Raw genomic sequence first — 23216 nt, 5'->3', positions numbered from 1 at the left:
TGGCTGTATGTCGGATTATTTAATACTATAATGTATAGTTTATGCAATTATCTTATTTCATGATCAACTTGTAAATTATTAGATATCGAAATGGGAATGATGATGAATAAAATCTCCCCGATCATACACTCTTTATTCCCAGATGCTTCTTCTTATTTAATACAGCCAGGTTGACCAGCAAGGGAGTGATACTTTCCACCATGCATGAAACCTCTAAAGGCCCGGCCATCATTGGATTCAGTTCCGGGATATCACTCACCAGATCACTCACCACATTGTTTGCTTCCTCATGGTCGCCGCAGATGAATACATCCATATCCAGTTTCTTCTTGATATCGGCAAGCTTTTTTGCAGAGACATTATGGAAGGCAGAAACAAGTTTTACACTTTCAGGCAGCAAACTCTGGATTTCCATAGCCGCACAACCGGATTCCGGTGGTGTATAAAGTAAATGGCCAACCTTTTTCATCGGCACAACAATAGAGATTATGATCTGGTCCCTAAGGTAAGGTTTGATTGTTTCGATAGTTGACGATACATGCTCATATGGCACTGATAGTACAATCACGTCGGCCTGGTCAACAGCAACCGGATTAACGCATCCTGTGATAGTGCAGGTATCACCCGATTCTTCCAGTATTTTCCGGTATCTATCAGCTGAAGCTTGTGCTTTTTCAAGTTTCCTTGACCCGACAAATACTTCATGTTTAACGGCCCACCTGAGAGCAAGTCCCTCTCCAATACTTCCGGTTCCGCCAAGTATTGCTATTTTCATAGAATCACACATTCCCAGTATAATTATGGATATAAAATGTTTGTGTAAGAGACACTACCGGAGATTTATAACTTACATATATTGACCCAAAAAAAGATACTCTCATAGAAACTTATAAATAATTAATAATAATCACTTATAAGTGAATGAATCTACTAAAGAAACTCCAGGATATCGTCCCAACATCCCGCATCTCCAATGACCCGGCAGAATTGTACTGTTATTCCTATGACGCTTCATACATAACCGGCACACCTGACTATGTGGTCATGCCCTGTACCACAGCAGAAGTATCAAAAATCGTTAAACTGGGCCACAAGCACCGCATACCTATCACTGCCAGGGGTGCAGGTACTGGCCTAGCCGGAGGTGCCGTACCCTTACAGGGCGGTATCGTGCTGGATATGAGCCGGATGAACAAGATACTTGATATTGACATCAGGAACCTGCAGGTACTGGTGGAGCCCGGACTCATCCACGCAGACCTGAACCGCTCACTTGAACCCTACGGTTTCTTCTTCCCTCCAGACCCGGGTAGCAGCGAGATGTGCACCCTGGGTGGACTGATAGCCAACAGGGGCAGTGGTATGCGTTCGGTAAAATACGGCACAGTCACTGATTACGTACTGGACCTGGAAGTGGTGATGCCGGACGGAGAAGTCATCCAAACCGGCGGCAAGGTCATGAAATCGGCATCTGGGTACGACCTCACTGCATTAATGGTAGGTTCGGAGGGCACCCTCGGCGTCATTACAGGAGCCAGGTTGAAGATACACCCGCTGCCTGAAGCCAGGGCGGCAGTGCTGGCCCATTTCAATGACCTGGAAGCTGCAGGCAGTGCAGTATCTGCTATTATGGGTCGTGGGTTAGTGCCCTCTGCCTGTGAACTAATGGACAGTACAACCATCCGGGCAGTAAATACATATGATTCTGACCTCAACATCCCGGGCTGTGAGGCCCTGCTGCTTATTGAGGTGGATGGTGCACCCTGCAGCGTGGAATCAGATGCAATCAAGGTGGCAGACTGCTGCCAAGAACTTAGAGCGTTTAATGTCAGGATAGCCAATTCAGAGTCAGAGATGGAGGAACTATGGGCTGCACGCCGCCTGGCAGGTGCCGCCGTGACACGACTAAGTCCGGGAAAGACCAGGGTCTATATCGGCGAGGATGTGGCAGTACCCCTGTCAGCTATCCCTGAAATGCTAAGAGAGATAAGTACTATTTCAAAGAAACACGGTCTCACTATCATGACCTACGGTCATGCAGGGGACGGCAACCTGCATACGGGCATGGCCATTGATACGCTTGATGAAAATCAGTGGAAAGTGCTGAAACAGGCGGCTGATGATATACACAGGGCAGCCCTGCTGCTGGGCGGTACAGTGTCAGGGGAGCACGGTATTGGCTGTGCCCGGGGGATGTATATGGATGAAGAGCACGGCAGCGCAATGGATGTTATGGCATCTATCAAAAAGGCTCTGGACCCGTGTAATATTATGAACCCACAGAAGGTGGGTCTAAAATGAGGGAATACCTCAGGGACATTGTCAAGTGTGTAAAGTGTGGCCGCTGCCGTACGGTATGTCCCTCCCAGCAGGTGCAGGGCTGGGAATCATCAGGAGCCAGGGGCAGGATGCAGATGGCACTGGGAATGGCTTTTGGGCTTGAGCCTTCAAATAGTTTGATCACAAGTATTTTGACATGCACCACATGCCAGCAGTGTGTTACTGAATGCCCGTCAGGCGCAGACCCACACCAGGTGACCAGGGCCGCCCGGCGTAAACTTGTAGAACTTGGACTTACAGCTACACATCAGGTAGAAATGCAGGAGCGCATAGGCAATACTGGTAATTCGCTTGGGGAAAGGTCATCAAGGACTGCATGGCTCACCGAAACCCATGTTCCCGTAGATTCAGGATATGTCTATTTTGCAGGGTGTCTGGCCTCATACAGGTATCAGTCCACTGCGACGGCTACTTACGGAATACTGAGTAAGTTCGGGGTAGGATTCCTGGAGGATGAACAGTGCTGTGGTTCGCCGCTATTCAGGATGGGGCTGGACGCATCCGATCTTATTGCACATAATTCCAGGCAGATCGAGGCTGCGGGTGCACACACGGTCATTGTTGGCTGTGCCGGCTGCTATTCCATGCTAAAGGAACAATACCAGGGATTTAACGTGCTGCATTTATCAGAGTTCCTGGGAGAAAGGCTTGATGAGCTATCTGCCGGAAGACTTGACATCTCAGTCACTTATCATGACCCGTGCCACCTTGGCAGGGCGTATGGGATATATGATGCACCCAGGAAGGTTATTGAAGAAATATGCACTCTTGTGGAAATGGATGCATCAAGGGAAAAAGCCAGTTGTTGCGGTGGAGGGGGCGGTGTCAGGCTGGGGTATCCAGAACTCTCAGGTTCCATGGCAGGGGAATTAAAAGAGAATATACCTGGCGGAGTAGATTATTTGGTAACGTCATGTCCTCTTTGTTTCAGGAATCTGTCAGATACAGGAGTAAAGGTGCTTGACCTGGCAGACCTTGTTTGGATGGCTATTGAATGATCAGAGTTTATCCCAGAACTGCTCTTCATAATCGTCAGGGATATCGCCAAGATCTGTGATATTCTTTGTTTTTTTGACCTTCAATGTCACATTGTCGGCTGCCTGCCTGGATTGCCGCCCTGGTTTTTCAGTTTCCTTGAGGCTGTCGGACTTAGACCTGTCATCTACGAAGATTGCTACTTTAGTAGAATTCTTACTATTTGATCTTACCTTGGCTGCATAATTGTCCACTACCGGTTCGCCCAGGTTTTTCCGGTTCGAGGCAGAGTAATATCCTAAAATACAGTATTCTTCATTCGATCGCCAGTCCAAGACGTACATTTGACATTTATTGCCAATACATTGACCTGATCCTGTCTTTGGGCATACTGTGGGGAGTGACATACAATCATATATTGAGTCTACTAATAGATTAAATTATTGAACGGATGGGGTTTTAAAAATTTTAGTGTTGGTGTAAAACCCAGCTTATGTAGAAAATGGCATGGATCAGAACCATAGAATAACCTTAAATGGTGAAACAAGATGGACTTAACATATACAAATTTATATTTTGGATATAGGATATCATCTAAACAATCAATACCTTATTTTTATCATCAAAACAGAATACAAATCGATCAAAGAAGCTTTCTCTTCCAAGAATGTTAAAACCGATGCCAAGATTCCTCGAAAACCCGATACTTGCTTTGAATTCCACCCATTCGGAACCTTTTAGGTCCAGCGGGATTATCGGCAGGTATCTACCTTTAAATAGCATATACGGGTATTTCATAGCTGTAATCTTCCTGTCACAGGAGTGTGACTGTCTCTTCATCGGTAGGGATGTAGGTTATTGAGATTTTTCCAGTGGGTTTGTATTTTTTTGCTTTTTTGAATACTTCGATAGCGGACTCGCCCACAGCAATTATCTGCTCTCCGGAGATTGCCAGATGCTTGCCATGATATTCCTCAAACAAATTCTGCGAATGTTTAAGTAGCCAATTATACTCTTTACTGGTCATATCAGTCACCACAAATAGATTCTTCTGAAAATATATACATATTTTGTTTGTACCTTTTTTAAATCATGGGATTGCAACCATCTGGTTTTTTACCATTTCCCTCTTTCCTTTTGGTTTAAAACTCTTTAGATCTCCAGCAACCCTATCCTGTTATTCCCAAATTCATACTCTTTTTCTCTGCCAAGTTTAAGTACTTGCCCTGAGATAAATTTCTTCCGAGTCTTTATGATATGCCCAAAAGAGTGTGGTTAAAATGAAATGCAGCGAGAAGTTCGCAGGCTCACCCATCATACGTTGCACATTCAGGTAGACGGGGATACTCTTTGTGTGGGTGGCGGAAGTGTTTGATAAAAGATGAGTAGTGTTAGTAGTACCTGCCATTCATTTGGGATTTTAGTGAAATCCTGATAAAATATTTTATTGTCTGGAGGCTGATTATAGTTCTTGACTATAATTCGTTCTACAAAAAATATTATTAAAGTAAAAATAAGACCGTTTATAAGTAATGCAACGCATTTTATTCAAGGATGGTTGAAGAATTTGATGATGTTGTCGATTTAATCAACGAAAATCAAACCAGAAAACAGTATATTGATCCGGAATTAGGAAAAGCTGGCTGGATTAGGAAATACATTAAAGAAGAAGTCAATTCTGTAAAATCTGATTTTAATCAGAAGCAATTTGTGTTTTTTAATGGCAGTGTTGAAAAAAGCGTTGATAGATTTATTGACTATGTCTTGCTGGACGAAGACAATTCCGTACTGGCTATTATCGAGGCAAAACGATTCTCAAAGGATGAAGAGATGGGGAGGATCCAGGCACGCACGTATGCCAAGGATATTGAAAACCAGATTGATCGAAAGGTCCCTATCTTCTTAACCAACGGATACATCTGGCGTTTTATTGATGATGATGGGATTGAGCGGAAAGTCAGCGGCCCGTTCTCCCAGGAAGACCTTAGAAGAAGGAATGACCTGTACCATAAAAGGCTGGACCCAAAGGATGTTAAAATCAATCCCCGGATCGTAGATAGGCCAAGAAGCCAGCAGATTGTGAGGAAATTGAGCGAACATTTTTCGCAAGGTCATCGAAAAGCGCTGGTGCAAATGGCCACCGGCACGGGAAAAACAAGGGTGGCCATGGCTTTGATAAAAATGTTGATTGACGCTAATATGGTTCGCAATGTATTATTCATAGCAGATAGAATCGCACTGGTTAACCAGGCAAAAACTAACGGCTTTGAGGAATTCTTTACAGAATCGGTAGCCAGTCTTCGCGATGGATTTACCACCAGTGCCAGATTATATGTTTCCACTATCCAGACTTTGAGCAGTGGTAAACCAAAAAAACTCTATAGAATGTTAAGTCCCGGATTTTTTGACCTCATCGTATTTAATGAGGCTCACAGGTCAATTTATGATAAAAATAACCGCATTAATGAATATTTTGATGCAATAAAAATAGGTCTGACCGCCACCCCAAGAGAACATGAGTCCAGAAATACGTATGCCCTGTTTGGTTGTGAAGACAACAAGCCAACAGTTGAATACTCTTATGATGAGGCAGTCAGGGATGAAGTTCTTGTTTCATACCGGGCAGAGATCATTGACACCAAAGTCCTGGCATTAGGCATTGAAGGTACTGAATTGAGCAAATCTTTAAAAGACCAGTTGAGAAGGCAGGAGATCGACCCCGATAGTACCTATTTTGACGGACCCCAATTTGATAAGGTATTCATGGATGATAAGACGAATGAACTTATCATCAGGGAATTTATGAATTCCTGCTATAAATCTGATGAAGGCAAGCCGTGCAAAACGATATTTTTCTGTGCCAGCCAGCGGCATGCGAAACATATGAAGAATATATTTGGAAAAGTATATCCAAAACTCAGCAGTGATGTGCAGGTAATTACGTCGGATATGACAAGATCAGAGGATGAGGTCAAACGGTTCCAAAAAGAATCTGAGCCAAGAATTGCCCTTTCAGTCGGGATGCTGGATACATGAGTGGATATTCCCGAAGTGTGCAACCTTGTTTTTGTGAAACCTGTATTCTCCCATATCAGGTTCTGGCAAATGATTGGCAGGGGTACCAGGAACCTGGAGTCATGTAAACACAGGGATTGGCTGCAGGAGAGGGGGAAATACGATTTTCTCATCCTTGATTTTAAAATTGGCGGGCATTCAAATGTAAAATATCATAATATTAAAGTGGGAGCAGAGCGTGGACCCGGGACGGATGTGATAACCAGGATATTTGAAAACAGGATTGAGTTGCTGGATAAGCCTCTTGATGAGAAGCAAAAGACGATTATCTCAAATAAAATCCTGTACTATATTGATAATCTTGATGAAGAGTCGTCTATTACCAGGGAGAAGTTACCTGCTATTAACACTATCAAACAGAACTCTTTCAGGCTGGAAAAATATGTAAGGGAATTGAAAAAGGATATTGTGCCCTTGATCATGTTTTCACAGGAAGCTAACCCTAATGTGTCAGCTTTTATTTTGCAGACTGAAAAGTTGTTCAGTTTTGTCCTGGATAAAAAACTTGACAAGATAGAGCATATGAGGACATATGTGCAGGAAAGGGTTGAAAATGTTCTCAGGAAAAAAGACAGTCTTAGTGAAGTGGGGAACAATAAGGATAACCTTATTAAAGTGCTCCAGGATGATTTCTGGGATGACCTGACATTTGATGATGTTGAATTTATGATCAGGGAACTGTCACCGCTGATGAAGTATTATGAGCCGACCAGAAAGAAAGTCATCCAGATCGATGCGCTTGATCTGGTGCTCAGCAGGGAGAAGTTTACGAAGAAGATCAAGGAAGATGTGGAACTCAAGGAGTTTTTGGAAAGCAACCTGTTGATTCAAAATATAAGGGGTGGCAAGGGCATTACATCAGGTGAGATTAAACAACTTGAAGCGCAGTTGTCTGCATTAAGGCCGGAATTAACTATCGAGAATGTCCAGAATTTCCAGAAAATTGATTTTATGGTGTTCTTGCTGGATATTATCGGGATGACTGTAAAACAGGATCCAAAGACTGTAATTGAAGCGAAGTTTAATGAGTTTATCATTGGTAATAATATTTACAACTCAAAACAACTGGATTTTTTGCTGATGTTAAAGAAGGTCTTTGCAGACAGGAAATATATTGAGCTTTCTGATATGGCCAGGCTGCCGCAGTCTGAAGAGCATCCACGTGATTATTTCCAGTTGGATGAGTTGAAGGCAATAGTGGAGAAGTGCAATGCGATTAAGGTGTGCTGCTGATATGGCAAAAGGGTAAATATTAACGATAAGATATGATTACGGAAGATTAATATAAGGTTGTAGGCTTATAATCTATCATAATAAGGTTGCAGGCTTATAATCTATCATAATAAGGTTATAGGCTTATAATTGTACAAGAGTGGTATCCCATGGCAAATGAGAAAATATTTGCAGTTTTAACTGGTGATCTAGTTGGATCATCCAGATATAAAATCGAAAAACAGCGGGATGAGGTTCTATCAATTCTTAAAAATTCATTCAACAAGATCAAATCACCGGATATTGTTGCAGCACGATTTGAAATTTACAGGGGGGACAGTTTCCAGGGTGTGCTATCCAGACCCGAGGAAGCTCTGAAGGCTGCAATAATCATTCGTGCTAATTTACTGTCTAAGCCTTTTGAAAAAAATATCCACTTAGATGCCAGGATTGCCATTGGTGTAGGAAAGATAGATTATTTGCCAGGGGATAAGGTCGGCGAAGGGGATGGAGAAGCTTTTAGAAGTTCAGGCATGGAACTTGACAAGATGAAAAAAAGAGAACGAAATCTAACAATAAAGACCCCCTGGCCAGAAATAAATGAAGAATTACAAACAGAATGTGCTCTGCTTAATGCTTTAATTCAACGATGGACAAAAGAACAGGCTAAGGCTATACTGTATCAAATCCAGGGCTATACACAGGAAGAAATCGCAAAAAACCTGGAAATTAGTCAATCTGCGGTGTTCCAGCGCCTGAGAACCGGTGGTGCCTGGGCGGTTCAGGCATTTTTAAGGCGTTATAAAGGAATAATTCAATATAAGGTTGTGGACTTATAGTGGTCGAAAATAAGGCTGGAGGTTTATAATGTTCACTCCAATAGAGATATCGTTATTAATTCGCTTGATAATTGCTCATCTTCTTGCTGATTTTGTATTTCAGCCCGATTCATGGGTAGATCAAAGATTTAAAAATGGCTGGCACTCGAAATATCTCTATTTACATGGGATTATTGCCGGAGTTCTTGCCTATTTTTTATCCGGATTGTGGAATTTGATATGGATCCCTGCTGCTGTTGCTGCCACACATATCTTAATTGATGGTTTTAAAGCAAAATATGAGAACAATATCCAATCTTTCTTATTGGATCAACTTGGGCACTTCATGGTTATTTTGGTTATCTGGATATTAATAATAAGCCCAGGACCTGAGGATATAGCACTGTTAGAACAGATATTTCTGCCAGGAATAAACGTGTGGGTAATAGTAGCAGCTTATCTAATAATAATCTGGCCAAGTAGTGTGTTGATCAGTAAGATAACAGAAAAATGGAGAACTGATATCACTGATGAAAATGAAAGTCTGGAAAAGGCGGGAATGTGGATTGGCCGGTTGGAGCGATTTTTAATTCTTACTCTGGTCCTGTTAAGACAATATGAAGCAATTGGCTTATTGGTGGCTGCAAAATCAATATTCAGGTTTAGTGCATCAAGAAGTGTGGGGGAGTATGTTTTAATTGGAACTTTGCTTAGTTTTACTATAGCAATCACTGTAGGCTTGGTTGCGAGCATGTTTTTATAGTGCATGCAATTCTGCTGCCGGTATCTTACTGTAGATTACAAACCCGAATCCATGTGTTTCTATGAGAGGCTGGGGTTCAAGGTGCTGGGAATGTACAGGCAAAATGATTTCCCGAAAGGTTTTGAATCGAAGAAATTAGAATATGTTTGTACGCTCATTACTGATGGAACACACGATAAAACACCTCTTGTAGATAAGAAAGAAGGAGTTCCTCTGATTACTTCAAAGGATCTTAAAGATGAGGGAATTTCTTTCAAAAATGTATTATATATTACAAGAGAGCAACATGAACAGATTATTAAAAGATCTAAGCCTGAAAAAGGAGATATTTTATATTCAAAAATAGGAACAATTGGGAAGCCAACAATAGTAGATAGTGACATTGAATTTGGTATAAAAAATGTTGCTTTATTCAAATTGAAAAGAGAAATAATTTCAAATAAATACCTTAAATATTATCTGAAATATGAGCCGACACGTAAAGTATTATTGAATATTGCTGGGGAGGGTAACCAAAAATTCATCCCGTTATCTAAACTAAAAAAAATAGAAATATTTCTCCCGCCCCTCCCCACTCAAAAGAAAATCGTTGCCATTCTTGAAAAAGCTGAAAAGCTCAAGGGGTGGAGAAGAGAAGCTGATGAGCTGACCGATGAGTTTTTGAAAAGCACTTTTTTGGAGATGTTTGGGGACCCGGTGAAGAATCCGATGGGATGAAAAAAATAAGAGAAGTTCTAGTAGATATTCAAGCTGGATGGAGCGTTAACGGAGAATCTAAACCTCGTCTAAAAAATGAGTTTGCAGTATTGAAAGTAAGTGCTGTAGCAAGTGGTGTTTTTTTACCGAAAGAATGCAAAGTAATCAATGAGAAGGATTTGAAAAAAATTGTTACTCCTGAAAAAAGGGATGTTTTGTTTAGCAGAGCAAATACCCTAGAACTTGTTGGTGCTACATGCCTAATAACAGAAAATTATCCTTTCTTATTGTTGCCTGATAAATTATGGAAAATAAAAGTTGAAAAAAAGTATATGTTGCCTGAATATTTAAAATTTGTATTAAGCCACTCTGCCATTAGAAAAAGAATATTGGCACTTTAAACAGGAACTAGTGATTCAATGTATAATATATCAATGAAAAAATTCAGTTTGATTAATATAACCGTACCTCCAATCGAAATTCAGGATGAATTTGTTAATATCGTAGAAAAGGACGAACAAATACGAAAATACCAAACCCAATCCTGCCACTTATATTCCGCAGGTATACTTTGAAAACAAATCTTTTTTTTAAACATTGAATGATGCCTAATGATTGTGGTTTTCTGTATATTTAGATAAATGGTTTGAAAAAATGCATGTATATTTTCTGCCGAAATTGGCAAATCATATATTCAAAACATATCTTTTAGGTATTCACAATATAAATATAATATTTTAGAAATATGTAAACCACTATCATGAGAAATTATTTAAAATTTACAGATACCTGCGGAAAGTGAGCTGCCAGCATCTCGAAGACCTTTTCAACACCCTCATGCAACAAGCCTTTCGCGGAGAACTAACCACCCAACTTCCAGTTACCCCTACACATATGCAAAATAACCAAAATCTTATCAATATGTAGGGACAATACAACAACCATGCCATCCATCAGGAAAAAAACAGTCGGAAAAGAGCAATACTACTACCTTGAGCACAGCTACCGCGAGGGTGGCAAAGTACACAAAAAAGAAAAATACCTGGGAAGAACACTACCCAAAAACATCGAAGAATTAAAACAGCAGCTTCGGTCCGAAGTCTATACCGGGCGGTGGTTTACCAAATTCGACAAAATCCGCACACAATTCCAGGAAGAAGCACAAAGAACACCCCCCACAGCAAGGGAAAAGGAACTGGAAACATTCGCCAACAGGTTTACCTATGACACCAACCGCATCGAAGGCTCAACCCTCACACTCAGGGAAACAGCAGACCTCCTTGAAAAAGGCATAACCCCTGCTGCCCGCCCCTTAAGCGACGTAAAAGAAACCGAAATCCACAGGAATACATTCTACGAAATGCTGGATTACAAAAAAGACCTATCATTCAATACCGTATTGTATTTCCACAAAAAACTATTCAAGGACACAAAAGCTGACATTGCCGGGCTCATCAGGTCGCACCAGATAGCTATCTCAGGAAGCAAGTTCATGCCACCGTTCCCGGCAGAAATACACCCGTTACTCATGGACTATTTCAAATGGTACAATAAGAACAGGAACAACATGCACCCAGTGGAACTGGCAGCCCTTGTCCACCTGAAACTCGTGACGATCCACCCCTTTGCTGACGGCAACGGAAGAATCAGCAGGCTCATGATGAACCTTGTATTGCACAGACACGATTACCTAATGCTCAATATCCACTATGAAACAAGGACAGGGTATTATAATGCACTGGAAAGGTCCCAGACCAAACAGGACGATACCATATTTTCACAGTGGTTTTTCAGGAGATACCTGAAAGAATACAAGAACTATCTCAAATAACCGGGCGGTAAAAAGTTCGGTGTTAGCATTACATACCAATCCAGCACAATCTTTGCGACCTGCACGCCCCACAGGCGTAGCAGGCACTCAACTCCGTAGGAGGTGAGTGTCCTTTGCGGTGAATTTATAAAAAGCACACCGCAAAGACCGCGAAGGACGCAAAGTAAAAGGAAGTATGAATATAACAAATAAAATGAAACTGCAAAATAACAATCCTAAATGGTGAACACAAATGCTTGACCCAACCCTCAAATCCAAGATCAACCAGCTCTGGGACAAATTCTGGAGTGGAGGCATCTCAAACCCCCTCCAGGCCATAGAGCAAATGTCCTACCTCCTCTTCATGAAACGCCTCGAAGACGAAGACATTGCACGGGAACAGGACGCACAGCTATCAGGCAAACCCCACCAGTCAATCTTCACAGGCAGTGAAGAATGCAAATGGTCAAAATGGTCCAACTACCCCGCCGACACCATCTTATATCATGTGCGGGACAAAGTATTCCCCTTCCTGCGCACCCTCGGCGGCGAAGACTCCCTCTATGAAATCTACATGAAAGATGCAGTATTCGCCATACCCACACCCTCCCTGCTCATTGAAGCCGTGCGCATAATCAACGACATGCACATCAAAGAGCAGAACAGGGACACCAAGGGCGACCTCTACGAATACCTGCTCTCAGAACTCAAGACCGCAGGCAAGAACGGCCAGTTCAGGACACCCCGCCATATAATCAGGATGATGGTGGAACTTGCAAACCCTTCTCCTGGCGACATCATCTGCGACCCTGCCTGCGGTACTGCCGGCTTTTTGGTTGCTTCCAATGAGCACATCCTGAAAAACAATACCTCATCCGAATTTATCAAAGTGGACGAAGAAGGGAATAAATACAACTTCAAGGGCGATAAGCTGAATCCTGACCAATACGAGGTGCTGCGGGAACATACCCTCCACGGCTACGATTTCGACCAGACCATGAGCCGCATTTCCCTCATGAACCTCATGATGCACGGCATCAACAACCCCCACATCAAGCAGATAAACACCCTGTCAGCCCGCTATGATGAGGAGAACCATTACACAGTGGTACTGGCCAACCCGCCATTCAAAGGCAGTATAGATGAATCAGAGATTGGCGGCAAGTTCACCATCAAGACAAAGAAGACCGAGATATTGTTCCTTGAACTTATGTACACCATGCTGCAAAGCGGCGGGAGGTGTTCGGTAATTGTGCCCGACGGGGTGCTCTTCGGCAGTTCAAGGGCGCATAAAGCCATACGGAAGAGACTGCTGGAGGAGTGCAGGCTGGATGCGGTAATCTCCATGCCCTCAGGGGTGTTCAAGCCCTATGCAGGGGTGTCTACCGGAGTGCTCTTCTTTACCAAGGGCGAGCCTACTAAGAAAGTGTGGTTCTATGATATGACCGCAGATGGGTACAGCCTGGATGACAAGCGGACGTTTATGGATGGGAAAGGGGATATTCCTGATATACTTGAGAAATTCGGGAGAAGGGAGAAGGAGACGTATGAAGACAGGAAAGCAAAATGCTTCTTTGTGCCGGTTGATGAGATTAAAGAGAATGATTACGATTTGAGCATTTCCAAGTATAATGAGATTGAATATGAGGAAATCCAGTATGAAAAGCCTGAAGTGATCAAGCAGAAAATCCTGGAACTGGAGAGTAAAATCACAAAAACGCTATCTGAATTGGAGGTATAACTTGATAAATATTGAGCTAAAAAAACAACATTGGTCAAATACCCAATGCATGAAGCATGAAACAATTCAAGATTAATATAGACATATATTTCACAGATTGCACTGATTTTCATAACAGTTTCTAAACAGTGAAAAATCCACAGCTTCCACTCTTTTTGTGCTTCGACTTCGCCTCTTGCAAACTATGATACTCCCTTTCCTTATATCAATATTGTACTTTCCAGTTTGACCGCATTAGGTTTTTTGCCAATTACCTAACATTTGTAGGGCAGGGTATTAACATACCTAATGCCTATTTTAGGGATACCTAAACATACGGATCTGTACGTGCATGATAATTATAATTGATAGAATGGATTGCTTGAAAAAGCAATATGAAAGGGTCTGCAAACAATGACCCGAAGTGAATATTTTCATAAAAGTATAATATATTTTTATAAACATGGTGCAGATCACAACCATAAAACAATCTTAAAAGGTGAAACAGGATGCGTTTAAACGATACAAATCTTTCACAGATGAAACCAGGGGAACCGGTCAGAATTATGGATATTGATGGAGGTCACGGGATCAGACAGAAACTGAACCTTAGAGGAATCTCTGAGGGCAGCATCGTGCGTGTGATATCCACCAACGGTCCGGTCACGATCGAAGTCGATCGAAATGTCCTTTCGATCGGGCGCGGGATGGCACAAAAGATCAGGGTTACGAGAGTGTGACAATAATGGAAAAGAAATTATCTGAGATGGAATACGAAGAAGAAGGAACCGTAACAGACATTGAAGGAACGTTACGAAAAAAAGTGGCTGGAATGGGCATCAGGGTTGGCAAGAAGCTGAAGATGATCACAAAACAGCCGGTGAAGGGTCCGGTAGTTGTGGTCGTTGATGAGGCAAGCACCTCCCTTGGACTGAATATAGCAGAAAAGATCATTGTGGAGACGAAATCGTGAAAGTCTTGCTGATGGGACACCCGAATGTGGGTAAACGCGTATTCTTCAACCGTTTGACAGGGGCGAATGTCACCGAGTCCAACTACCCAGGGACCACAGTTGATTTTACAAAAGGATATATGAAGATCGGGGGTGAGGATGCCGAGCTGATAGATGTACCAGGTACGTTCTCTCTTGATCCGAAGGATAAAGCAGAAGAGGTTGCTGTGGCAATGCTGCACGAAAATAAGGATGCGAAGGTGATCTGCGTTATCGATGCATCCAAAATAGAACGCGGGGTCTATCTGGCACTGGAAATACTTGAGGAAGGATATCCAATGGTGATCGCACTCAATATGTGGGATGCTGCAGTTGATAAGAATATCCGGATCGATATCAATAACCTGCAGCGGATCCTTGATGTTCCTGTGGTTCCGACTGTTGCGATCAGCGGCGAAGGGATAAAGGAACTCATATCAAGGCTAAAAGAGGCTAAACCTGTTGAAATCGATGACATTATCAGGAACGCGGGAGGCCTGACATGAAACTGACTATTGATCAGCGCTGGGATCTTATTGATAAGATCGCGAAACAAACCGTGACATTTGGAGAATACAGGCATACCTTAAAGGATGCGATCGGAGAACTCACGGTCAAGCCGTTTACAGGCATACCCATTGCGATTGCGGTCATGTATGCTTTCTGGAGCATATTCGGTTCGTTTGCAGGATTTTTCACAGACGGATTCTTTGTCAGACTATTTGATGCATACTGGCTGCCATGGCTCCAGGAAGTATTCCCGGGGCAGGGTGGATGGCTATATGCCATCATGGTCGATGCCGGGGGCATTGAGGGCGGTGAGTTCGTGCTTTCTGATAACTGTCTGGAGTCGTTTGGTGTGCTGACATCGGGCATATTCGTTGCAATCGGTGTTGTTCTGCCTGCGATAGTCATATTCTACCTGATGCTTGCGCTACTCGAGGATATCGGGTACATGCCGCGGCTTGCTGTCCTCATCGATACTATGCTGCACAAGATCGGTCTGCACGGGTATGCGATCGTGCCAACGATCCTCTCACTCGGGTGCAATGTGCCAGGTGTTACTGCGACAAGAATCCTTGAGACAAAGAAGCAACGGTTCATTATGATGACGCTCCTTGCCATATTCATCCCATGCGGTGCCCAGATCGGGATTATGCAGGATGTAATCCCGGGTCTTATGGGCTGGATTCTGCTCTATCTGATTATCGGGTACTTCATCTTCGGTTACATCTTAAACAAGATCGTTCCCGGAAAAGCTCCTGAGTTTCTGATCGATGTGCCGCCGTACCGGAGACCGATGCTGAGTAATATTGGAAAGAAGGTGTGGGGAAGGATCACAGGATTTTTCAAGGTTGCAATCCCATTCGTACTGCTTGGCGCTGCTATAGTGGGCGTTCTCTACCAGATCGGAGTCATCCGGTTCCTGGGTGATGCGCTCGCTCCGGTCTTTGTCGGCTGGTTCGGCGTGCCAAAAGAGACTGCAGGTCCGCTCATCGCTGCGTTCCTCAGAAAAGACCTTGCGGTTGCGCAACTTTCTGTAATCGAGATGACCGAGTATCAGATGATCACAGCAGTTGTGCTCGTCTCGATCTACTTCCCATGCGTTGCAACGTTTGCTATGATGCTGAAAGAGGGCTGGAAAGAGCTGCTTGGAGCAATGGCTGTTCTTGTAGTGGTCGTATTCGCTTATGGTGGACTGATACATCTGATAGGAATACTCCTGGGGGTGGCATAGATGGCTGGGAAATCATCGGTTGCAGCAATCTACTTTGCCATACTTGGAATCGTAACAACGGCATTCGGGATTGCTGACATACTGGTAACAGCAGGGGCGAGTGAATTCGCTTATGGCATTCTTGAGATACCGGGTGACATCTTCAGAGGTGGCTGGGGCGGGGTCATTGTATTCTTTGCAGGACTCTTCTATCTATCTGGCGCCAGGAATTTAGAAGATATCCATCAGTTTTCAAAAATTGTGATGGGAAGCATACTGATCTGGATCATGGCAGGGTGCGACATCTTTGCGATGATCACTGAATCGATACCGAGCTGGGAAGAAGAGACTGGGCCATGGTTCAACACGCTTCCGGACTTTATTGCGGCGTACGCACCGCCTTATGCGCCGGCAGTGTTATTGCTGCCGTTCTCGCTCGTGGTGGTATATTACATCCGCAAAAGGAATCAGGAGATCTAATGGTGAGGATATTATGACTGTGATGAAGAAGGTCCTGTCAGGAACTGTGAAAGGGGGTACTATCGACGCACTCGCCAGAGAGATGGATATGAATATATCCACTCTCCTGGCGATGATCGATTTCCTGGCAAGTGCAGGATATCTGGAAATAACAGGGTTGCAATGCTCTTGCCAAGCTTCGAACCTGTGCGAAAAATGCTGCGGCCCTAACAGCGGTTCGCAAACAAAGATGTATGCGTTGACCGTAAAGGGTGAACAGTTCCTTTCTTAGAGAACTCTGTGACTTCATCAATTTCAATGGAAACATTAAAAGCTTTCAGTTACTTAGGTATTTAGTATGCTAACTCGAAAAGGAGAAGACTACCTCGAAGCAATTCTCAATGTCACAGAAGATAAGGGATATGCTAAAATAAAGGACATAGCAGTCGCGCTGGATGTCAAGCCGCCAAGCGTTATTGAAATGGTAAAGAAACTTGATAAGATGGGTTTTGTTATATACAGGAAATACGACGGCATAACACTGACTGAAAAAGGAAGAGAGATCGCATTGATCATAAAGGATCGGCACGATACCCTTAAAGCTTTCCTGGAGATTATTAAAGTGCCTGAAAAAATTGCAGAGAAGGATGCATGTACAATGGAGCATGAACTGAATGCAATAACGACAAAACAGGTTAAAAATCTGGTTATTTTTGTAAAATCAGCGCCAGAATATCCTCAATGGCTTGAGCATTTTGAAAAATTCTGCATGACTGGAAAGCATCCATGTGAGGAAAAGACTCACAGATCGAAGTAAGTTCAAGGGTTATTAGATATTCCTGTTGATGGTAAGGCCTTACTCGATAATAACCTGTCAAAATCAATTTATAGTCTCCCGCCAGATATATAGAAGAATTCGAACCGCAGATACATGCAGATTGAAGGTTGTCGCTCACTGTTTCACCGCAAAGAGCGCAAAGTTCGCAAAGACATTGTAACCTTAACTTTGCGTACTTTGCGTGCTTTGCGGTGCAGTATATCATAAAATTTATATTTTAACAGCCATGGCCGCCGCTGGCAGCATCCAACAAGACCCGAGGCCACCGCAGGCACATCCCCCTTTCAACCATAGCTCAGCCAATGAGCACTTGTACCCGGTTCGCAGTACCATGACCGGGCAGCCAGGCAAGTGCAGGAAGTGGAGCAGTCGAATACAGATGACAGACGACAGGAAAAAGTATGAAGACAAATGAGTGAAGTAAATTATGGCAGGTGTAGAGACCTATTGGTCATTTGGAAGTTTAGTAAATCTCCTTCACATGAACGTTCATTATCTATGAAGTATAATCATATTATCCGGCATGATTCTCCAGTTCCCTGATGAGCATGCTGAGACCCGAACTGCGAAGGAAATGGCATGGTTTATTTCTGGTTTTACAAGCTTTTTTAATGTATCTGTATGCAGTGCGGCTGTTTATATCCACAGGACAGAATATCATATCTATTCCATCCACAAGGTTTTCTATTTCCTTTTTTCCCTGTATGCACCGCCCGCAATGGTAGCAGAATGTGCCACCAAAGGATTCGATCACTTCCTTATAGTGCGACGTGAGCGATTCCACTCCGCCAACATAAGCCACTCTCATGCCATTTAGATCAACACACTTCCCTCTATCTTCGGTAGCCGATTCTGAAAACTGTTCAATCTGTGTCGATTCATTGGATATCATATCACATGTTCGATTTCGTTCCAGCAGTTCACTGGTCAATGTCCCCACCTCTTCGGTCAAAAGATCGATCTCTTTCTTCATATCCTCGATCTGACCGAGCGCGTTCTCACCACCAAGTCTCTCGAAATCGCTTACCAATCGTCTGTTCAACTGTTTCTGCTCCTCTATCACAGTATTAATTCTTGATCTATCTTCTTTATCGGATTCGATATCAGATTTCAATTGCTCTATTTTCCATTCTGATCTGTTACACTTTGTTTGAAGTTTTTCGTTTGATCTCAGGGCATCATTCAGTTCTTTCATAACATACTCAGGTCTGCTATCAGGCAGTACTCTGCGAAGCGCATCATGGAATCGTAAAGCTCGATGCCCGTACATGTGTGTGACACCAAAAACTCCTGCCTCGATCTTGTCGATGTCTTCATGCTGATTGCGCACAGCAAACCAGATAAGAGCAGGAAGAGGGATATTCGTGCCGTTTTGGGTACCCGCAGCGTTTCTATCCTCGATGTATCTATAAATTTCCTTTTGGGATATGCGCTTGATATCTTCCCTGTATTCTTCAAATCGATCTTTCAGTATCTTATCCAGTTGTTTGGATGTTTTGTTCTGGGTGCCACATGCCTTAACAAGGCTGCCATGCATCTCAAAAGCCGTGATCCTGTCATGATTTAGTTTCAGTTTCTTGAAAATCTCAGACAGTTCCTTTTCATCGAATGTCAATCCAAGGATTGTACATACTGTTTGGTTCCTGAATTCCCATATCTTTCTTTCTGACAATGCATGCCTCCAATGATATTTGAGCCCGATTCATCATCGTGCTCATGTTTTTTTAGTCGACCAGCATCTTTTCAGCCAGACCGTGGCCGATAGTGATCAACTGCTCCCCCACCTTTGCAAGTATGTATGTGCCTCTTTTTGGGGTCGGCGCAGGCGTTTCTTTTCTGAGCAGGGTAATCTCGGCACCCTCTTTGAGTCCGAGTTGCTCAAACTTCTCTTTGATATGGATCCCACCAACGATCTTTTCCACCGCTGCTTTTTCGCCCTCTTCCAGGTAGTTGATCTGGATGGATTTTTCCTCCCTGGTCACAAACACCTTCGATGCCTGGCCCTCACCCATTCTCATTTCCCCATCCTCGATGGAAAACACCATGGTGCGATCCGGGACATGGCGCAGGAATGTAAGTTCGCTCCCTTCCATGATGCCATATTCAGAAAGAAAATCTTTGAAATCCTTTCCACCCTCAATTGATATGACAGTTCCTTTATCTCCTTCCTCTTGTCTCAGCAGTGGAAGCATCTCTCCCCCCTTCTCCACATAGATCTTATCAGCCCATCCGCGGGCTATGACGATCTCTTGATCTCCCACTGCCAGGGAAATGGGTCCCCAGTGCACATGCACTGGCTCGGTTGCCACTACATTGAGTTCAACTCCTTCCTTTACACCGAGTTCCTCAAGGTGCTCTTTGACATCAAGACCACCTGTGATCTCCTTAACCACCGCCATAGTTTCAGGCTCTACATCTTTCAATGATTTCATTTTATATCTCTCAATTTTTGATCTATTGACCTTATAGGTTTGATTCTATGATGTGTCATTAGGTACGCAAGTAATCTTCCCGAATAAAATTAGGTTTATTCAAAAAACCGAATTCTTTCCCCCTGATGATCCTGACAGGATCCTCTCCTGAAATGAGCCGTCTTCTTATCATGTTCCTTGCACGACGGTATTCGTTCATTCTTTTTTCAGATACTACTGGGTCTCCATATATCCGCCACATTCCGTATTTTGTATGCCGGAGGGAATTGAGTCCCATAAACCCCTTAACATCCTTTAGTGGAATGCCCAGGAATACCCCGATCTCCGGAGGGCACCCGACCGTGGCATACCTGCGCCTGAGCATACTCAATGCATGTTCGATGGAATCAGACTCATATCCGCATTCAGACAGGAATTTATTGTATCCACTTCAAATCTAAGGGTAATTTAAAAATTATTAGACAGGATTGACAAGATCGACAGGATACGAGGCAACATTAATATCCTGTAAATCCGGTCAAAATACCATGCTTTTTGAAGTGGATACCACGGCAGCTCTTCTGCATCAGCATCAGGAAGACCCAGAGGTATGATTATGATTTGCGCCTGCTTTGGATTTGATGGTGGTTTTTTAGATTAATATTCATAAATTCGAGCATGAATTAGCCGTATGTGCAGCCTTCACCAAACAAAAACCAAATTTTGATCAAATTTGTGTTCCCTTTTCAATGATCCTTACGAAATCAACAAATGTGTATTTTTTGTACCGCTTCTTTCCGGTAATCTCTGTTAGAATGTTCATTTCTTCAAATTTTGATGTTAATTTATTTGCTGCCTGACGACTTATTCCAATCAGTTGCGAGATCTCGGTGACTGTTATTACAGGGTGGTCAAAAAGTATATCGATCAACTTTACTGCATGAACTCCTCCAACATTGTTTTCAAGCAATCTTTCAATAAGATTTTGTTTTAGTTCTATTATTCGTTTTGCCGTATCGATCGAATCATTTGAGACTTCGATCACGCCTTTTAAGAAAAATGTCAGCCACTGTTCCCAATCCCCTTTTGATCGTACATCATTTAAAGTTTCATAATATAGGTTTCGATTTTTCTTTAAGTAATAACTAAGATACAATAATGGTCTTGATAAAAGCCCTTTCCAGTACAGATAAAAAGTTATTAACAATCGTCCCATTCTGCCATTTCCGTCCAGATAGGGATGTATTGTTTCAAATTGTGAATGTATCAAAGCGATTTTAATGAGTGATGGGATGTTGTCAGAAGTTTGAATAAAATCTTCAAGCTCTGACATTAGTTCTTCTACATATTCAGGTGGCGGAGGAACATAAACAGCATCATGAATTGTACCGCCACCGGTACCTATCCAATTATGAAAATCTCTTAGTTTTCCAGGAAGCTTGTTAGTGCCTCTTGTGCCTTCGATCAGTATCTTGTGGATGTCATTTATGAGTTCAGGAGATAGGTTATCAGACCCAAGATTATCAATGCCATGGTGCATTGCTTTTATGTAATTCATAACCTCTCGAATATCGTTGATATTTTCTTTTGGTTCCAATTTTGCTTCAAATTCTAGAACACCTTTTAGTGAAGCTTGTGTTCCTTCGATCCGGGAACTTAATAGTGCCTCTTTTTTAATGTACATGGCAACAAAAAGATCAGGATTGGGAAGTACTTGCGTAACCCCATCCAATCTTGCTAAAGCCCCATCTGCTTTTGAAAGCAATAATTGGAGTTCATCATCGATTACCAGATCCTCCGGAGGCAGTGGATTAGGTATGAATGATTCGTATCCGGCATTTTGAAGAACAAAAATTCCTGCTCTATTGTCCTTCGTTTTATTTCCCATGATAAATTAGATGATCTAAAGTGATATAAACCTTATTTTAAGTCAATGAAAGTTTACTTAAAATATAGATTCTCATGTAAGTCAACAATAGTTGTCATACAGACGTTGAAACGTTCTAAGTCATCGGGGGTTGAATTACCAATGGGGATTCAGAGTGGGCTTTCATCAATCCTACTTTCTGCTTCCCTGTCTTGAACTTTGCGCACACACTCTGTTTGCGCAGAACTCACGCGCATCCTTATCCTGCTCTTTTACACGTATCATTCGCCAGCCACACTTCTCACACACTTTCTTGAGTATGGTCAGCCGCCCGTTCTTTGGCAATGACCGGGTGTGACCGCAGCGTTTGGTGCATCCGAGAAAGCGCGTGTTCTTTGATGTAATGTTTATCAGGAACATGTCCCCATCACATTCCGGGCACGCCCCTATAATTTCAGGCGGAAAACATTCCTTTTCCATATCACAGTTGAAGCACGGACCGATACCCAATGCCCAGTGGTATTTGTTCCCAACCTTAGCGACGGCAACACCACCCATTTTGCACTTGCGGCTTCGCAAAATGTTAATGGCACCCACTTTTGGCAAGGAATATGTGTTCTTACACTGCGGGTATCCGGTACATCCGACAAATCGCCCTTTGTCTGTCGTGATCATCCGAAGCACTCGTCCACATTTCGGGCACTCTCCTACGTAGTTCTTTTTGTCAACAACAACGGTTTCATCCCGGATCGTGCCTGCAAGCTGGGATACAAGTTCATTCCTGTTTGATGTTAGTTGCGAGTACATCTCCTTGATCAGTGTCGTGCCCTCAACAAGCGATGCTTCAAAATCCTTTTCACCATTTTCCACTTCCTGTATGAGTGATTCAATACGGGCGCGTATGTCTGGTTTGACAAGTATCGGGACTGAGTTGTTCAGGGCATCCATGAGCGTAAAACCTGTCTCAAGAATGAAAACTGACTTGCCTTTTGTCTCAAAATAACCACGCTTTTTGTTTGTTGCGATATGCGAGGGTGCGGTCGCTTTAGTGCCAATGCCGTGCTTATCCATCAGTGTGAGCAGTTCGGCTTCGGTCAACTTATTCGGAGGTGATGTCCTGGATTTCTTATTTGTGATCCTCTTTATGCCAACGTTCTGTCTTTCTTCTACAAGTGGCAGGAGTTTATCGTTTTTCGTCTCGAACGGGTACACTCGAAGCCAGCCAGCGTTTTTTTGTACCGAACCAGTTGAATCGAATATCTCATCCTTTACTGTTATTTCAAGGCGGGTCTTCTCAAATAGTGCCGAATGCATGAGGTTTGCAAGGAAATGACGGACTATGAGGTCGTATATCTTCCATGCATTCGACAATCCGATCGCTTTTTCAATATCTGTCTTTGATACATAATGTACCGGGTGAATTGGTGGGTGGTCATGTCCATCCCTTTTTCCGTTTTTGGATATAATTTCCCCTGAAAGGATGGAAAGTGCATATTCTGCATACACTCCTTTTGTAAAACTTAC

Annotated in this window: 25 protein-coding genes and 1 pseudogene; 17 read left to right on the top strand and 9 right to left on the bottom strand. The window is 43.0% G+C overall.

The annotated features are described in order from the left end of the window. Window positions 1-121: 121 nt before the first annotated feature. Window positions 122-775: an NADPH-dependent F420 reductase gene (gene npdG, locus HF974_04875; GenBank protein MBC2697674.1), complete on the bottom strand. Its 654-nt coding sequence runs from the start codon at window positions 773-775 to the stop codon at window positions 122-124. A 146-nt stretch (window positions 776-921) separates the two neighbouring features. Here npdG and HF974_04870 point away from each other — a divergent pair, with 146 nt between their 5' ends. Further along, complete coding sequence (locus HF974_04870; protein ID MBC2697673.1) at window positions 922-2301, top strand: FAD-binding protein; 1380 nt, start codon at window positions 922-924, stop codon at window positions 2299-2301. Further along, a complete protein-coding gene (locus HF974_04865) occupies window positions 2298-3338 on the top strand; it encodes a (Fe-S)-binding protein (protein ID MBC2697672.1) in 1041 nt (346 codons plus the stop codon). The genes HF974_04870 and HF974_04865 overlap by 4 nt, the downstream gene beginning before the upstream one ends. Here HF974_04865 and HF974_04860 read toward each other — a convergent pair whose 3' ends face one another. From HF974_04860 to HF974_04850, 3 genes are all read right to left on the bottom strand, one after another. Further along, entirely contained in the window at window positions 3339-3722 is a 384-nt protein-coding gene (locus HF974_04860; GenBank protein MBC2697671.1) for a hypothetical protein, read from the bottom strand. It lies immediately after the preceding gene. A gap of 187 nt (window positions 3723-3909) precedes the next feature. Then, the gene (locus HF974_04855) at window positions 3910-4113 is read right to left on the bottom strand and encodes a hypothetical protein (GenBank protein ID MBC2697670.1); all 204 of its coding nucleotides are present in this window, start codon (window positions 4111-4113) and stop codon (window positions 3910-3912) included. Window positions 4114-4129: 16 nt separating this feature from the next. Next, window positions 4130-4342, bottom strand: a complete 213-nt coding sequence (locus HF974_04850) for a hypothetical protein (protein ID MBC2697669.1) — start codon at window positions 4340-4342, stop codon at window positions 4130-4132. A 527-nt stretch (window positions 4343-4869) separates the two neighbouring features. Between HF974_04850 and HF974_04845 the strand changes: the two are divergent. The 15 genes and pseudogenes from HF974_04845 (at window position 4870) to HF974_04775 (ending at window position 17829) form a co-directional block, all read left to right on the top strand. Beyond that, window positions 4870-7623, top strand: a pseudogene (locus HF974_04845) (DEAD/DEAH box helicase family protein). A gap of 149 nt (window positions 7624-7772) precedes the next feature. Next, on the top strand, window positions 7773-8441 hold the full coding sequence (locus tag HF974_04840) for a hypothetical protein (protein ID MBC2697668.1): 669 nt from the start codon (window positions 7773-7775) through the stop codon (window positions 8439-8441). Between the two features lie 28 nt (window positions 8442-8469). Beyond that, window positions 8470-9183 carry a DUF3307 domain-containing protein gene (locus tag HF974_04835; protein ID MBC2697667.1) on the top strand — a complete coding sequence of 238 codons (714 nt, stop codon included), beginning with the start codon at window positions 8470-8472 and terminating at the stop codon, window positions 9181-9183. Window positions 9184-9273: 90 nt separating this feature from the next. Then, a complete protein-coding gene (locus HF974_04830) occupies window positions 9274-9900 on the top strand; it encodes a hypothetical protein (GenBank protein ID MBC2697666.1) in 627 nt (208 codons plus the stop codon). Then, the gene (locus HF974_04825; protein MBC2697665.1) at window positions 9897-10280 is read left to right on the top strand and encodes a hypothetical protein; all 384 of its coding nucleotides are present in this window, start codon (window positions 9897-9899) and stop codon (window positions 10278-10280) included. The genes HF974_04830 and HF974_04825 overlap by 4 nt, the downstream gene beginning before the upstream one ends. Before the next feature lie 542 nt (window positions 10281-10822). Continuing rightward, a complete protein-coding gene (locus HF974_04820) occupies window positions 10823-11710 on the top strand; it encodes a Fic family protein (protein ID MBC2697664.1) in 888 nt (295 codons plus the stop codon). A gap of 232 nt (window positions 11711-11942) precedes the next feature. Further along, a complete protein-coding gene (locus HF974_04815; GenBank protein MBC2697663.1) occupies window positions 11943-13430 on the top strand; it encodes an N-6 DNA methylase in 1488 nt (495 codons plus the stop codon). A 488-nt stretch (window positions 13431-13918) separates the two neighbouring features. After that, the gene (locus tag HF974_04810) at window positions 13919-14149 is read left to right on the top strand and encodes a ferrous iron transport protein A (protein ID MBC2697662.1); all 231 of its coding nucleotides are present in this window, start codon (window positions 13919-13921) and stop codon (window positions 14147-14149) included. Between the two features lie 5 nt (window positions 14150-14154). Then, complete coding sequence (locus tag HF974_04805) at window positions 14155-14382, top strand: ferrous iron transport protein A (protein ID MBC2697661.1); 228 nt, start codon at window positions 14155-14157, stop codon at window positions 14380-14382. After that, a complete protein-coding gene (locus HF974_04800; protein ID MBC2697660.1) occupies window positions 14379-14906 on the top strand; it encodes a GTP-binding protein in 528 nt (175 codons plus the stop codon). The genes HF974_04805 and HF974_04800 overlap by 4 nt, the downstream gene beginning before the upstream one ends. Further along, window positions 14903-16138, top strand: coding sequence for a ferrous iron transporter B (locus HF974_04795; GenBank protein MBC2697659.1), 1236 nt, complete (start codon window positions 14903-14905; stop codon window positions 16136-16138). The genes HF974_04800 and HF974_04795 overlap by 4 nt, the downstream gene beginning before the upstream one ends. Next, window positions 16139-16597: a hypothetical protein gene (locus HF974_04790; protein ID MBC2697658.1), complete on the top strand. Its 459-nt coding sequence runs from the start codon at window positions 16139-16141 to the stop codon at window positions 16595-16597. Between the two features lie 13 nt (window positions 16598-16610). Then, on the top strand, window positions 16611-16868 hold the full coding sequence (locus HF974_04785) for a hypothetical protein (GenBank protein ID MBC2697657.1): 258 nt from the start codon (window positions 16611-16613) through the stop codon (window positions 16866-16868). Window positions 16869-16934: 66 nt separating this feature from the next. After that, window positions 16935-17393, top strand: coding sequence for a metal-dependent transcriptional regulator (locus HF974_04780; protein ID MBC2697656.1), 459 nt, complete (start codon window positions 16935-16937; stop codon window positions 17391-17393). Between the two features lie 247 nt (window positions 17394-17640). Then, the gene (locus tag HF974_04775) at window positions 17641-17829 is read left to right on the top strand and encodes a hypothetical protein (GenBank protein ID MBC2697655.1); all 189 of its coding nucleotides are present in this window, start codon (window positions 17641-17643) and stop codon (window positions 17827-17829) included. A gap of 99 nt (window positions 17830-17928) precedes the next feature. Here HF974_04775 and HF974_04770 read toward each other — a convergent pair whose 3' ends face one another. The 5 genes from HF974_04770 to HF974_04750 all read right to left on the bottom strand — a co-directional run. Next, a complete protein-coding gene (locus HF974_04770) occupies window positions 17929-19086 on the bottom strand; it encodes a DUF2325 domain-containing protein (GenBank protein MBC2697654.1) in 1158 nt (385 codons plus the stop codon). Window positions 19087-19138: 52 nt separating this feature from the next. Then, window positions 19139-19846: a hypothetical protein gene (locus tag HF974_04765; protein MBC2697653.1), complete on the bottom strand. Its 708-nt coding sequence runs from the start codon at window positions 19844-19846 to the stop codon at window positions 19139-19141. 58 nt (window positions 19847-19904) lie between these two features. Further along, a complete protein-coding gene (locus HF974_04760; protein MBC2697652.1) occupies window positions 19905-20258 on the bottom strand; it encodes a DUF3793 family protein in 354 nt (117 codons plus the stop codon). A 294-nt stretch (window positions 20259-20552) separates the two neighbouring features. Beyond that, entirely contained in the window at window positions 20553-21713 is a 1161-nt protein-coding gene (locus HF974_04755; protein ID MBC2697651.1) for a Fic family protein, read from the bottom strand. A 171-nt stretch (window positions 21714-21884) separates the two neighbouring features. Continuing rightward, a partial coding sequence (locus HF974_04750; GenBank protein ID MBC2697650.1) for a DNA topoisomerase occupies window positions 21885-23216 on the bottom strand: 1332 nt, incomplete at its 5' end.

Source organism: ANME-2 cluster archaeon, from assembly GCA_014237145.1.
Lineage (GTDB): Archaea > Halobacteriota > Methanosarcinia > Methanosarcinales > Methanocomedenaceae > Methanocomedens_A.
This window is presented reverse-complemented; position numbering and strand designations above follow the sequence as displayed.